10 protein-coding genes are annotated in these 14,138 nt (G+C 35.2%); 6 read left to right on the forward strand and 4 right to left on the reverse strand.

The window, feature by feature from the left end; genetic code table 11:
* The first annotated feature begins 6 nt into the window (after nt 1-6).
* A complete protein-coding gene (locus B5X55_RS01205; protein ID WP_079510573.1) occupies nt 7-825 on the forward strand; it encodes a glucose 1-dehydrogenase in 819 nt (272 codons plus the stop codon).
* A gap of 58 nt (nt 826-883) precedes the next feature.
* Here the strand turns inward: B5X55_RS01205 and B5X55_RS01210 are convergent, their stop codons facing one another.
* On the reverse strand, nt 884-1,420 hold the full coding sequence (locus B5X55_RS01210) for a lipid-binding SYLF domain-containing protein (RefSeq protein ID WP_079511080.1): 537 nt from the start codon (nt 1,418-1,420) through the stop codon (nt 884-886).
* A gap of 266 nt (nt 1,421-1,686) precedes the next feature.
* Between B5X55_RS01210 and B5X55_RS01215 the strand changes: the two genes are divergently transcribed.
* Nucleotides 1,687-1,878, forward strand: a complete 192-nt coding sequence (locus B5X55_RS01215; protein WP_079510575.1) for a hypothetical protein — start codon at nt 1,687-1,689, stop codon at nt 1,876-1,878.
* Nucleotides 1,879-1,954: 76 nt separating this feature from the next.
* Here the strand turns inward: B5X55_RS01215 and B5X55_RS01220 are convergent, their stop codons facing one another.
* Nucleotides 1,955-2,785: a DMT family transporter gene (locus B5X55_RS01220; RefSeq protein ID WP_262494137.1), complete on the reverse strand. Its 831-nt coding sequence runs from the start codon at nt 2,783-2,785 to the stop codon at nt 1,955-1,957.
* Between the two features lie 445 nt (nt 2,786-3,230).
* Here B5X55_RS01220 and B5X55_RS01225 point away from each other — a divergent pair, with 445 nt between their 5' ends.
* The 3 genes from B5X55_RS01225 to B5X55_RS01235 all read left to right on the forward strand — a co-directional run bounded on the left by B5X55_RS01225 (nt 3,231) and on the right by B5X55_RS01235 (nt 7,675).
* A complete protein-coding gene (locus B5X55_RS01225) occupies nt 3,231-4,049 on the forward strand; it encodes an SDR family oxidoreductase (protein ID WP_079510579.1) in 819 nt (272 codons plus the stop codon).
* 111 nt (nt 4,050-4,160) lie between these two features.
* Nucleotides 4,161-5,357 carry a mannonate dehydratase gene (gene uxuA, locus B5X55_RS01230; protein ID WP_079510581.1) on the forward strand — a complete coding sequence of 399 codons (1,197 nt, stop codon included), beginning with the start codon at nt 4,161-4,163 and terminating at the stop codon, nt 5,355-5,357.
* Nucleotides 5,358-5,512: 155 nt separating this feature from the next.
* Complete coding sequence (locus B5X55_RS01235) at nt 5,513-7,675, forward strand: DUF7133 domain-containing protein (protein WP_234999635.1); 2,163 nt, start codon at nt 5,513-5,515, stop codon at nt 7,673-7,675.
* Nucleotides 7,676-7,744: 69 nt separating this feature from the next.
* On the opposite strand, the gene B5X55_RS01240 is transcribed toward B5X55_RS01235, so the two are convergent.
* Both B5X55_RS01240 and uxuA (B5X55_RS01245) read right to left on the reverse strand, forming a co-directional pair.
* Nucleotides 7,745-8,908 carry a BT3233 family polysaccharide utilization protein gene (locus B5X55_RS01240; RefSeq protein WP_079510585.1) on the reverse strand — a complete coding sequence of 388 codons (1,164 nt, stop codon included), beginning with the start codon at nt 8,906-8,908 and terminating at the stop codon, nt 7,745-7,747.
* A gap of 26 nt (nt 8,909-8,934) precedes the next feature.
* Nucleotides 8,935-10,119, reverse strand: a complete 1,185-nt coding sequence (gene uxuA, locus B5X55_RS01245; RefSeq protein WP_079510587.1) for a mannonate dehydratase — start codon at nt 10,117-10,119, stop codon at nt 8,935-8,937.
* Nucleotides 10,120-10,906: 787 nt separating this feature from the next.
* Here uxuA (B5X55_RS01245) and B5X55_RS01250 point away from each other — a divergent pair.
* A complete protein-coding gene (locus tag B5X55_RS01250) occupies nt 10,907-14,137 on the forward strand; it encodes a DUF1553 domain-containing protein (protein WP_317042656.1) in 3,231 nt (1,076 codons plus the stop codon).
* Nucleotide 14,138: the final 1 nt, after the last annotated feature.

Raw genomic sequence — 14,138 nt, forward strand, 5'->3', positions numbered from 1 at the left:
AGAATCATGCAAAAACCAAATAAAAGATTAGAAAGACAGACTTGTATCGTTACTGGGTCTAGTGACGGTATTGGTGAAGCGGTAGCAAAGGCAATGGCCATGGAAGGTGCCAATTTGGTAATTAACTATCATAACAGTAAGGAGGAGGCAGAGGGAGTTGCACATTGGATATCCTCTAATTCTAATTGCGGTAATGCTATTGTAGTTAAGTGTGATGTTAGTAAGGAAGATGAGGTTAAATCTATGTTTAAAAAGGGAATAGCTGAATTTGGCACTGTGGATGTCTGTGTGGCAAATGCAGGTTTGCAATTAGACCATCCACTACATGAAATGCCATTAAAAGATTGGCAACGGGTTATAGACGTAAACTTAACCGGACAGTTTCTTTGTGCTAAAGAGGCAATTATCGAATTTAAAAGGCGTGGAATGCGACCAGAAGTTTCAAAGTCCTTAGGAAAGATTATTCATATGAGTTCTGTTCATGAGGTTATACCTTGGGCAGGTCATGCAAACTATGCGGCTTCTAAAGGAGGATTGGTAATGTTGATGCAAACCATTTGTCAAGAATACGGTCCAGATAAAATAAGATGTAACTCAATTGCGCCAGGAGCTATCAAAACAGCTATTAATAAAGATGTTTGGAGTACAAAAGAGGGTAGGGTAGGTATGTTAAGATTGATACCTTACAAGCAAATTGGAGTACCAGATGATATAGGTAGTGTAGCCAGTTGGTTGGCATCAGATGAATCTGAATATATAAATGGAACGACTATTTTTGTTGATGGTGGCATGACCTGTTACCCGGGTTTTACTGCAAATGGATAAAATAGAAATAAAGAAAGCCGCCTATTTAGGTGGCTTTCTTTATTTCATTTTATATGTATTAATTCATCATCGGCTTATAAGCGAACTTTTGACCCCCAACTGATGCATCTGCCATTAGCCCTGCTTTTGGTAGTGCAAAAACTGCAACGCCATCTCTATATTTAGCATTTACTGAAATGCCAGATTTTAATGCAACTGCTGAGGCCTCAGCTGAAAATTCAAAATCGCCTTTTTTAAATTCTGCTAAGTCAGCTTCTGTTTCAAAGAATATAATTTCAGTAATTGCTTGTCCTCCAGCTTGTAATCCTACACTTAATTTTTTTAAATCGGCCATACCTATAATAATTCCGTTTTCATAAACAACTCCATTTCCTGAAGCACCGCCAATAATGAAACCACCTTTACCAACATTAGGAAATACGACATATCCGGCTGAGTTCGTAAAAAACTGGTCTAAACCTACTTCCATTTTCATTAGTTTGTCTTTAGCTTTATTTGCATCTTTAATTATCTTTTGGTCTTTGTTGCTTTGTGCATTAAGACCAATGGCTAAAAATAGCAGTGTAGTAAACGTAATTGATTTTAAGATTTTCATGTGTTCTATTTTTAAATTATCTCTTTTTTTAACTGTCACTGCAAATATAGAAACGACATAGTACCTAACTTATCTTTTTTAAGATAAAATTTAATGCAATTTTATTTTAAGGAACTGTTAATCAGTTAATTAAAAGTTAATATTTAGTTAATCTTTAACGTCAGAACAGTTTTTGACTAAAATATCAATTTATTATTTTTTCTTAAAAATTGGTTAATTAAGTTTTTTTTATTTATATTTCTACTGTAAACCAGACACTTACCGGTATGAGCAATAGAGAAAATTTCTTCGATTCGAAAATGATTGTGAATATAATGTTAGCATTAACACTAGTGTTGTCTGCTATTTATTACCTAAACTATTCTGATGAGATACATGATGAGGTGACTACGGTAATAGTAAACTCTTTGAATGATGTAAATAATAGTTTAGCTGAGCAGGAATCTGCTCGAAAATAAAAAAAATTTCTGACCATAACTATATGCTACCGGTACTATGTATTCGGTGGCTTTTTTTTGACCAGTAAGGAATAATTTATCGTCTGCCAACTATAATATTGGCCACCAAGGCAGCGATAATCATTAGAATTCCCATTAGGCTCCAAAGTGAGTATACATCTCCAAACCAACTAACACCGATCACTATGGTAAATATCACTTCAATATATTTTAGGGGTGCCACCAAGTTTGTTTTGGCAATTTGAAAAGCTTTGGTCATGAACACTTGACCGAAGAAGCCGAATATTCCCAGGCTTAGTAGTTCTAACCAATCAAATCCTTTGGGTTGTATCCAGCCATTAATACTTAAAATACCCCCAATAAGAGTTCCTATAAACATGAAATAATTAACAATGACCAAAGGATGGTCGCTATTGCCTATTTTACGAATAAGAACATAAACTAATCCGCTGAAGACTGAAGCAGCTAAAACCAATAACAAGCCCGTTGTATTCAGCTCTTGGTCAAATCCTTTTAAAACTAGTACTCCACTAAATGCTAATAAAAAAAGAAACCATTGAATAGTTTTTAGTTTCTCATTTAGTAATATAATAGCAAAAACAGCAGCATATATAGGCGCTAGGTATCTTAGTGATACGGCTGTGCCTACAGGTAAGTATTGCAACGACATAAAAAAGAGACTCATGGCGGTTAATCCTGCCAAAGCTCTTAAAATCATTAATCTTCTACTATTACCTAAAATGGGTATTCCTTTTATTAAAATATAGGTAGTTCCTAAAAACAATGAGCCAGCCGTTCTGAAAAAAACAATTTCAAAGGTCGGAAAATGACTAAGGTATTTTACAAACGAATTCATTAAACTAAATGAAAACGTACTTATAATCATGTAAAGGATTGCTTTCTTCACTGTCTATGGTAATAGTGAACAAAGTTACAGGTGTAGGGAAGAAATAAACTAATCTAAACTAGAAAATAGAACAATAGGAATAACTTTTATCATACCGATAATTTTATAGGGTAATATGTTACGGTTCAATGATTTTAATGAAGGAATTCAGGTAAAAAATGGGAATCCAATTTTTATAAAGACTATAATTCACGAGTTCATTTTAAGAAATCCCTTAACTTGGCATAGCAAAGTGAAATAGTGAAAAAAGTTACATGTTTTATTACTTAAGACGCTGTAGAATTTCATGTTATAGATAATGTATTAGAGCGATTTTAATGCTCTACATAAATTACATTAAAGTAAAATCAAAACAAGATAATTCACTTTTATTAGAAAAATATAATAGCAGAGTAATTAAAAATAATCACGAATTATATCCTTTAGAAAAAAGCAAAATAAAAATATGAATGAGTTATTATCTTTAAAAAACAGGAATTACGCATTATCTGGAGGTACTGGTACTCTAGGTGGTTCAATTGCTGAATACCTTGTTAGAAATGGGGCAAACGTATTATTACTTGGTAGGTCAGAAGATAAATTAAAGACTAAGCAAGATGAATTGAATACCATAGTAACCAACAGCACCCATATTTTCAAGGTAGATGTTATGAATGAGGGGCAACTTACTGCATTAAGGAAAGAAATAAAAAAGAAATTTAAACATTTAGACGGACTCGTAAACCTTGCTGGTGGTAACATACCTGGGGCAACATTGAAACCTGATCAGACTGTTCAAGATATAGCAATGGGCGATACGCAAAAAGTAGTCGATATTAATTTGTTTGGAACTGTGATTCCAACAATTATATTGAGCCAATTAATGGTAGAACAGGGTTACGGTTCTATAATAAATATTTCTTCAATGGCTGCTAAGCAAAGTATTTCTAGGGTATTGGGATATTCAATGGCAAAAGGAGCTATAGATATTTTTACAAAATGGATGGCTAATGAATTAGCCTCTAAACACGGAGATAAAATAAGAGTGAATGCAATTGCACCGGGTTTTTTTATTGGTAACCAAAACAGAAGATTGTTAACTAATGAAGACGGTACTTATACTGAAAGAGGTAACAGTATAATAAAAAATACACCAATGGGTCGTTTTGGTGATGCTTCTGAACTTAATGGTATGGTGCACTATTTGTTAAGTGACGCTTCTAGTTTTGTTACAGGTAGTATTTACGATGTTGATGGTGGTTTTAGTTCATTTTCAGGCGTATAACCGAAGCCTTTGTTTCAAGATAATTATGCGGTTTTAATGCTTTGTAATCGGTTGTTTTAAGAATTTATAAAAGTATTATCCGTTAGAATTATTTATAAGTAAGTAAAAAGTATGGATTATTTAAAGAAAACCTTTCGTTGGTTCGGACCTGAATTTGGAGTTGCTCTAGCTGACATACGTCAGTTGGGAGTAGAAGGCATTGTAGCGGCATGCCAACAAGTGCCCCTTGGCGAAGTTTGGCCAATACAGACAATCGCAGCACTTAAATCTGAGATTGAAAAACACGGCATGGAATGGTCGGTTGTAGAAAGTGTGAATATTCATACGGCTATTAAATACGGACTTCCAGAAAGAGACCTTTATATAGCCAATTATATTCAGACACTTAAGAATCTTGCCGAAAATGGCATTTACAATGTATGTTATAATTTCATGCAATTGATAGATTGGACACGTACCGATTTAGATTTTATTTTGCCAACAGGTGCTTCGGCCCTACGATATAGTCCGGTTTCAGCGGCAGCTTTTGATTTATTTATTTTAGAGCGTGAAAATGCTAAACAATCATACACAACAGAGCTGTATGAAAAAGCAAAAGCACATTTCGATAGTTTAAACGATGTAAACAGAAAAAAGTTAGAAGAATCTATTTTAGCGGGTATGCCCGGTACGAAAAAATTGATAGCATTAGATACTTTTAAAAAGAACCTTGCTACAGTACTTAAAATAGATAAAGAACAGTTGCAGGCGAATCTGTCTTATTTTTTAAATGCTATAATGCCAGAAGCTGAAAAATTAGGTGTTCGTATGGCTGTTCATCCTGATGACCCACCGTTTTCGGTATTTGGTGTGCCCAGAATTGTTTCTAACTATCAGGAGATAAAATTTCTGTTAGAGTGCTGTCCATCACCGAGTAACGGATTAACGTTTTGTTCAGGTTCTTTAGGTGCATCTGCAAATAATGATTTAGTGAAAATCATTGAAGATTTCGGTGATAAGATTCACTTTGTCCATTTAAGAAATGTCACGCTAGAAGAAGATGGTAGTTTTTATGAAGCCGATCATCTTCATGGTTCTGTACCTATTGAAAAAGTAATGAAAGCTATTATTAAACAACAACAAAAAAGGTATAGCAATGGTATTGGTGTTGTTAGTATTCCTATGAGACCAGATCATGGTCATGTTTTATTAGATGATAAAAAGCGTCAAAATGAGTTTTATTCTGGTTACTCTTTAATTGGTAGAGCGATGGGTCTTGCGCAATTAACTGGTTTAGAAAGAGGTATTAGAGAAAGTCTTCAAGTTTAAATTCCCAGCTTATTTAGGGTAAAGAAGCGATATGCTTCTTTATATTAAGATTATTTTATTTTATCGAAAATTAATTATTGTTCATGCGTTTTAATCTTATTTTATTTTTCACTCTTAGTTATATTTTATCTTCATGTGAACCCAATAATAAAAATATGAGGGTTTCATTAGATTCTTATAAAATAGAGGAGGGTTTTGAATTAGAAGTTATTGCTGCAGAACCACTTTTGGAAGCACCGGTTGCCATAGATTTTGATGCCAAAGGTAGAATATGGGTTGCCCAAATGCCTGGTTATATGAATGATATTCAAGGATCGGGTGAAGATGAGCCAACGGGTAGTATACTTATTTTAGAAGATTTGGACGACGATGGATTAGTAGACCATTCTAAAGTTTTTATAGATAGCTTAGTAATGCCACGCGCATTGGCACATGTATATGGAGGCTTACTTTATGCCGAACCACCCTATTTATGGTTCGTTGATATTGAAAATGATCAACCTGTAAATAAGGTTTTGGTAGATTCAGTTTATACGGTAGAAGGTAACCCTGAACATCAACCAAACGGGCTAGAATTAAATATTGATAATTGGATTTATAATGCCAAATCGAATTTTAGATACAGGCGAATAGCAGGAGTTTGGAGAAAAGAACCAACAACCTTTAGAGGGCAGTGGGGTATTACCCACGACAATTTTGGAAGATTATATTACAATGATAATTCAAGAATATTATTGGGTGATTATGTTTTGCCAAATACCACAATAGGCAACAAATACTTTGCGCCGAAATCTACTGTAGATAAGCTTTTGACCACTGACCAAAGGGTTTATCCAGTTCATGCTGCTTCAGTAAATAGGGGCTATGCGAAAGGTGTTTTAAATGCCGATAGTATTTTGGTGAATGCTACAGCTGCATGTAGTCCTTTAGTCTACAGAGGAGGGGCATTTACAGAATCGTATGATCAGAATGTTTTTATATGTATACCAGAAGGTAATTTGGTGAAAAGAGTACTTTTGACTTTTACTGGTGATTCAGTCATTGCAAAACAAGCTTGGCAGAATAAAGAATTTTTAACTTCTACTGATGAAGGTTTTCGTCCGGTAAGTTTAAAGAATGGTCCAGAAGGCAGTATGTATATTATAGATATGCATCGCGGTATTATTGGTCATCATGCTTACATGAGTCCTTATCTAAGAGAAAAAGTAAAAGCTGATAAGCTAGATACGTTGGTCAATTTTGGAAGAATATTAAAAGTAAATCATAGGGATGCTGTGGCTGATGTCATTCCTGATTTTGATGCTTTGGATGCAGCTGAATTAGTTTCTCTTTTATCTAACAAAAGCGGATGGGTTCGAGACCGAGCACAACACTATCTGATTTTAAAAGAGTTAACTCAAGCTACTGATGCAATTAAGAATGTAGCACTCAACTCCAAAAATAAATTTAGCCAAGTACATGCTTTGTATGTGCTAGAAGGTTGGGGTGTTTTGTCTTTTGATTTCTTAGTAGAGGTTATGAACACCGATAATATTGAGGCTGCCTCTCATGCCCTAATATTATCAAAACGTTTTGTATCCGAAGAAAATATAGATAAGGCAGTAAGTGTTTTTAAATCAATTTTGAAGAAAAATGAACTTGGTTTGGATGTTTATTTGGGTAGTTCACTAGGAAGTTGGTTAGCTCTTAGTAAAGTGAAGGTTACTCCAATTATGATGGAAATTTTAAAAAGAAGAAAACTTAATAGCACCATTACAGAAGCGGTAATTAGTGGTTTAACAGGTGTCGATACTTCAATTTCTAGCAATAAAGCGATAATGGATACCTTGAAGCATACTGAATTTGTAAATAAGCTGGTGAGGAGTTTATCAGATAAGACAAATGAAAAGATGAATTCTATTTATACTAGAAAATTCATCAACGAAGATAACAGAACCAGTGGTGCTAAAATGTTTTATCAAATTTGCGCCTCTTGTCATGGAGCAAATGGTAAAGGTATCGATGGGCTTGCACCACTGTTAATGGGCTCAGAACACGTTAAGAATACAGAACGTTTGGCGCTAATTATATTACATGGCTTAGAAGGACCTGTTCATGTGAATGGAGAAGAATATAATATTAATCTAGCTATGCCAGGACTTATTAGAAATGAAACGATAACGGATAAAGATATAGCCGACATTATATCCTATGTTACAAATGCTTTTTCTGATGTTCCCAAAACCTTACGTAAAGAACGTATTAATGAGCTTAGAAGTGTGAAGTCCTCTACTGGTATGGAATTCAAGGAAGAGGAATTAAAAGCGCTCGATAAGTAAATCTATTTATTAAAAAAAATTACGTTCTTAATTTTTTTTAATTGATTCGTTTAAGGTTTTTAAACTACGCTATTGTACTCTAACAAGTAAAGGATTTTTTAAACCTTCTGAAAAGTGTTGTAAATATTCATTCCACTTGGTTTTATTCTGAAATTGACCACTCTTTTTCCACCCAAAACCTGCATAGTAGGTTATCATACTATCTTCTATAGAAATGTGAGCGAACAAATTACTGGCATCTTGTATATTAGTCACATAATGTTCATAGCCAACCATAGCATTGTTTGGAACAACAATACCAGTTCCTAATTGAGAATCGCCATGTGGTTCCCAATAACTAACCCATCCGTAGTCCTTATTTATTGCTATTTCACCATCCTGTTCATGCAATGTTAAACCAGCAGAAATTGTATCGGTTCCTTTAATGGTTATTTCAAATTTAGAAAGGTTACTTCCATAATCTAAAGAAATTTTCTTTTTCTCCGATATTTTCTTTCCACTGGCATCCCATGATGCATATTCTAAAATAAAAGAAGTACGTATAGGACCATTGAACAAAGTTTTCCACGTGGTAAAATTTTTCGAAATATAATAGGTGCTATCTGCTTTTTTAGCGATACCGCCAACACCTCTACTCATGCCTACATGAAAATTATCTAAACCTTCTCCTGTATCTTCGTGATAAGAACCCGTGCTAGAGGTTTCCTTTTTGTACCATTTGTTGATAATGGGATATTCAACTCTTTTTAGCCATGCATCAATACCGCTTGAGAGTGTACCTCCTTTGATATTAGATTCAATCATTTCTTGAGCTCTTGGGCCATATGTGCGGAATGCTACTCTATTGTTTTCCCAAGCATAATCATCTGTTCTTTCTGGTACGAACCTAGAATAACAGGCTGCTATACTATCACTTTCTTGAGAAATTTTACCAGTTCTTATATAGAATTTTCTCTCAGAATTAGCGGGCATTTCAGGTTGAAACAAAAGCACGTCAAACTTGCCATCGTCATTTTCATCTACTATTTGTGAAATTAGTTGTTGTCCTGTTTCGATATCTTCTATGAAAATAGATTCATTACCACCACTAAGTTTTAGTTCTTCTAAGTTTATAGTGACTGTTTCAAATTGCCTATACGTGGATAACGAATTTTTTACGGTAATTATGGTTTCAGCATTTTTGCCACAGGATAAAATAAAAAATAATGATAATAACGGGAATGCGATTTTCATAATAGTCAAGTATTTAAATGTAAAAACTAGTGTTGACTTTTTCGAATCCCCATTTCTAGTCCTCTTAATTCAGCTAAACCTCGTAGCCTACCTATTCCTGAATACCCAGGATTAGTTTTCTTCCTCAAATCATCTAGCATTTTATGCCCATGATCAGGTCGAAATGGCATTCTAAAATCTTTTCTTCCTACGGCCTTTCTTTTTTCTTGTTCATTAATTAAAGCTTTCATTACAGAGAACATATCTACATCCCCTTCTATATGATTCGCTTCATGAAAATTACCTTCTGCATCGCGTTGTGTGCTCCGTAAATGGATAAAATGAATACGGTCACCTAAACGTTCTACCATACCTGGTAAATCATTATCGGGTCTTACACCAAATGAACCTGTGCAAAAAGTTAATCCGTTGTTTGGACTATCAACGGCATTGTAAAGGTCAACGATATCTTGCTCTGTACTTACAACCCTTGGTAGGCCTAGAATTGGAAAAGGCGGATCATCAGGATGTATACACATTTTTATACCCGATTTTTCGGCAACAGGAATTATTTCAGATAGAAATTGGAATAAGTTTTCTTTTAATTCTTTCGGACCAATAGAATCATAAGTGGCCAAAATAGTATTGAATTCTTCTAAGGTATACCCTTCTTCTGCACCTGGTAAACCTGCAATAATATTACTAATTAATTTCTTTTTTCCTTCTTCGGAAATATTCTTAAGAAATTCTTTGGCGGCAGATTTTTGAGACTGTGAATACGTTTCTTCAGAACCTGGTCTTTTTAATAAATACATTTCAAAGGCAGCGAAAGCAGCTGCTTCGAAACGAAGTGCGGTTGAACCATCTTCCACTTTATAATCTAAATTCGTTCTTGTCCAATCCAGTACAGGCATGAAGTTATAACAGACCGTATCGATGCCACATTTTCCTAAATTCGAAAGTGTCTGTTTGTAGTTTTCGTAATAGATGGTATAATCTCCTTTTTTTGTTTTTATCTGCTCATGAATAGGTACACTTTCTACTACAGACCAAGAAAGACCTGCTGCTTCGATTGTTTTTTTACGCTTCATAATTTCATCAATCGGCCAAACAAGACCGTTAGGAATATGGTGTAAAGCACTAACTACTCCCGTGGCACCTGCTTGTCTTATATCTTGTAAGGAGACTGGATCATTTGGCCCGTACCAACGCCATGTGTTTTCTAAACTCAAATCGTATTTCTTTAAAATTAATCCTCCTGAAATCTATTTTTTTTAAATAAATGCCTCAAAGCGAAAGAAGCGGTGTCACCACTTCTGTTAGGGATGTAAATTACACCTTAGAATGTTTGTTCAAGATACTATAACCTTTCGTATCTGCCATACCCTTTGTAAAGACTTATAATAGGTAAAATGCTTAAAAATTTAGGATGAGTATACTTGGAAGCTTAATTTTAACAAGGAATAGTCTCTTAAATAAAAGGTGGTGCATAACCCATATAATTATAAAATAAGAGAATTAATTGGATTCAATAACATTATAATATTTAAAAAGGTTTGATATAAATCCCTTTAAAGTCTCACATAGAAATCAATTGTTATTGTTTAGTGGATAATTTTAAATTAATTGATCAGTTTGTTATTGGAAGGTTTTTTATTTTTATTCTAGCATCAATTTCTGGTAAGAATAATAAGAAAACGATGAGGTTATACCACTAATTTCAATCGATTCACTTTTGAATGTTTGCTATAGAATGATGTTGGATTATCTTAATTTTTCATTATAGTCGACTCTTCCACCTAAATGTGTATTCAACAAAATATTCAGGAAGTGTTGTCCTCTTTTATAATTGGGTCAAAAAAGTATCATATATGGCAATTTTACTGGTAGATGTGAAATATGCAAAAATTTATCTTTAAATATTGAAATATAAGAATTAAGCACCTTAGTTTTTGTCAATAATTTAGTATTTTAAATAGATAGGAACTTTGGAATCAGTTGTAACTCTTAATGAAACATATGTATAGATTTTTTCTAGCCAGTGTATTGGTGATTATATGCGTTTCTTGTGGCGGACCGGAACTTCCAGAGACAGTTGCTTTGGCCTATGAAAATTTACCTGAGGAAATTGACTTTAATCAGGATATCAAACCCATTTTATCGGATAAATGTTATATATGCCATGGGCCGGATAAGGCTAAGATTTCTGCTGGACTTCAATTGCATCAATCAGAAACCGCTTATGCGGAGTTACCAGAATCTCCTGGGAAATTTGCACTGGTTGCTGGAAATTTAAAAAAGAGCGAGATTTTTTATAGAATTATTTCTGAGGATCCCAGCTATGTAATGCCAACTCCAGAATCGTATCTATCCTTGACCAATAGGGAAAAAGCCTTATTGATAAAATGGATTGAGGAAGGGGCGGAATATCAAGACCATTGGGCTTTTATCCCACCAAAAAGGCCAGAACTTCCTAAGGTTAAAAACCAAAAATTTATATCCAACGAGATAGATAATTTCATCGTTTCACGTTTGGAACAAAAAAAACTGGAGCCTAATGAAAGGGCGGATAAAGAAACCCTATTGCGACGGGTGTCTTTTGATTTAACCGGATTGCCGCCAACCGTTGAAGAACTTAATTTTTTTTTGGGGGACACCGATACTAACGCATACGAAAAACAAGTGGACCGGCTTTTAGCTTCCCCGCATTATGGCGAACATATGGCCCTGGATTGGATGGACCTTTCGCGTTTTTCGGATACGCATGGGTATACAGTAGACCAGTATCGAGATGTTTCTGCCTGGAGAGATTGGGTCATTACATCCTTCAATGAAAATCGTAGCTACGATGAGTTTATACAATGGCAATTGGCGGGTGATATGATGCCCAATGCCACTAAAGATCAGATTTTGGCAACTACTTTTAACAGACTGCATCCTCAAAATATGGAAGGCGGTATAGTGGAAGAGGAGTTTAGATCAGAATATGTAGCCGATAGGGCCAACGTAACCGGGGAAGGACTTTTGGGACTAACTGTGGCTTGTGCTAAGTGCCATGATCATAAGTATGATCCAATTTCCCAAAAGAACTATTACGAAATGTACAGTTTTTTCAATAACATAAATGAGTCCGGTCAAATATCTTGGGATTATTCCATGCCAGTCCCAACCTTATTATTGGCAACGAAAGAACAGGAAGACTTTTTAGCCTATGTAGATACCCTACTTGAGAAAAAAGAGGTTGAAAAAGCGCAGATTGTAGAGAAGGAGACAGATTCTTTTGAGGAATGGATACGTACCGAAAAATATAAAAAGGAAAGTGTAAATGGTTTGCCAACAGCTCTTTCGGTGAATATGAATTTTGATGGTGGTAGTTTGTACAACACTGCACCCAATGGTAATAAGGCCAAAATGCGTACCCAATTCACGGAAAATGAAAAAGCCAAATTCTCAAAAGGATTTACGGGTCAAGGACTAGAACTGGACGGAGATGTTTGGATGGATTTGGAAACAAAGGGTATTTTTCACCGGTACCAACCGTTTAGCATTGGTCTACGAATCTTTGTGCCCAAAGATTTGGAAAATGGTGTAATCCTACACAAAATGATAGGTACCCGTCTTTTTAGTTATAGGGGCTATCACCTAAATATTAAGGATAATAAGCTAGAGTTGCTCATGGCTCACGTCTATCCGGATAACGCCATTGTGGAAAAGACCTTACAGGATGTTCCCAAAGAGCAATGGGTGCAATTAACCATGACCTATGACGGATCTAGTACAGCCAAAGGTTTTAAGATTTTTTTGGATGGTGCCGAAATGAAAACCGAAGTGGTAAATGATAACTTGACCAAGGATATTGTCTATGACCATGAAAAAAATCCTAGACGAAACAAAGAACCTGGAATACAGATAGGTGCTAGATGGAGAGGAAAAGGTATTGGCGGTGCCATCATAGATGATCTTTTGGTTTTTGATAAAGAACTATCAGATTTGGAAGTGTTGAAAATAGCCAATGCCGATAGCTATAGAGAAGTAATTACTAAACCGTTTTCTAACCTATCATCTGCAGAGAAAAATCAGCTAAAGAATTATTATCAAGCTACGAAATCTAGCATGTACAAAGCTAATCTTGCGGAACTGCAAGAAACAAGAAAGCTTTATAACGATAGTATAGAGACCATACCGGAAATTATGGTCATGAAAGAAATGGACGAACCTAGACCTACGTTCATTTTGGAAAGAGGGCAATATGATGCTTACGGTGAACAGGTTTTTCCAAACACACCTGAGAAAATTTTTGCCTTTAACGATAGTCTTCCAAAAAATAGGTTGGGGCTTTCAGAATGGGTAATAGCTAAAAATAATCCTTTAACCGCACGTGTAGCGGTAAACAGGTATTGGAAGAATATATTTGGTATTGGTATCGTGAAAACGGTTGAAGATTTTGGAAATCAGGGTGAGATGCCGTCACACCCAAAGTTATTGGATTGGCTTGCTATTAATTTCATGGATACAGGATGGGACGTAAAGGCATTGCACAAACTTATGGTAATGTCAAACACCTACCAGCAGTTTTCAAAAGCAACACCAGAGCTTATGGAAATTGATGTGGAGAATAGGTTGTTGGGACGTGGCCCGGTAAAAAGATTAACAGGTGAAATGTTGCGTGACAATGCACTTGCGGCATCCGGATTATTGAACCGAAAAATAGGAGGGCCGAGTGTAAGGCCTTATCAACCTGAAGGCTTATGGAAAATTAATAACGCCGAATATACAGAGGATACAGGGGACAAATTATACCGAAGAAGCTTGTACACCATTTGGAAGCGTTCCGTACCCCACCCAACAATTGCTACTTTTGATGCTCCTGATAGGTCTTTTTGCACAGTTAGAAGACAAAAAACTAATACTCCTTTACAAGCTTTAGTGCTTTTAAATGATCCTACATACATCGAGGCAGCTAGGGTTTTGGGCAAGAACATGATGGATTTTGAAACCATCTCAGAAGGTATTTCCTATACGTTTAAAGAATTGTCCGGTAGGTCCATCACAAAAGATGAATTGAGTTTATTGTTATCGCTCAGAAATGAGGAGTACGATAATTTCAATCAATATCCAGATAAAGCAAAAGGGTGGTTAAATACTGGGGAATTTAAAGTTGATGCTGGTATTGATACCAATATATTGGCAGCGAATGCAGTGGTGGCAAGTACCATTATGAATTTAGATGCCACCATAACTAAAAGATAAA

Origin of the sequence: Maribacter arcticus, assembly GCF_900167935.1 — a bacterium.
GTDB lineage: Bacteria > Bacteroidota > Bacteroidia > Flavobacteriales > Flavobacteriaceae > Maribacter > Maribacter arcticus.

Excerpts from the sequence above, each read along its gene's own strand:
- B5X55_RS01235 (WP_234999635.1), top strand. The coding sequence starts at position 5,513 with ATGAGGGTTTCATTAGATTCTTATAAAATAGAGGAGGGTTTTGAATTA.
- B5X55_RS01210 (WP_079511080.1), bottom strand. The coding sequence starts at position 1,420 with ATGAAAATCTTAAAATCAATTACGTTTACTACACTGCTATTTTTAGCC.
- B5X55_RS01215 (WP_079510575.1), top strand. The coding sequence starts at position 1,687 with ATGAGCAATAGAGAAAATTTCTTCGATTCGAAAATGATTGTGAATATA.
- uxuA (WP_079510581.1), top strand. The coding sequence starts at position 4,161 with ATGGATTATTTAAAGAAAACCTTTCGTTGGTTCGGACCTGAATTTGGA.
- B5X55_RS01225 (WP_079510579.1), top strand. The coding sequence starts at position 3,231 with ATGAATGAGTTATTATCTTTAAAAAACAGGAATTACGCATTATCTGGA.
- B5X55_RS01240 (WP_079510585.1), bottom strand. The coding sequence starts at position 8,908 with ATGAAAATCGCATTCCCGTTATTATCATTATTTTTTATTTTATCCTGT.
- B5X55_RS01205 (WP_079510573.1), top strand. The coding sequence starts at position 7 with ATGCAAAAACCAAATAAAAGATTAGAAAGACAGACTTGTATCGTTACT.
- B5X55_RS01250 (WP_317042656.1), top strand. The coding sequence starts at position 10,907 with ATGTATAGATTTTTTCTAGCCAGTGTATTGGTGATTATATGCGTTTCT.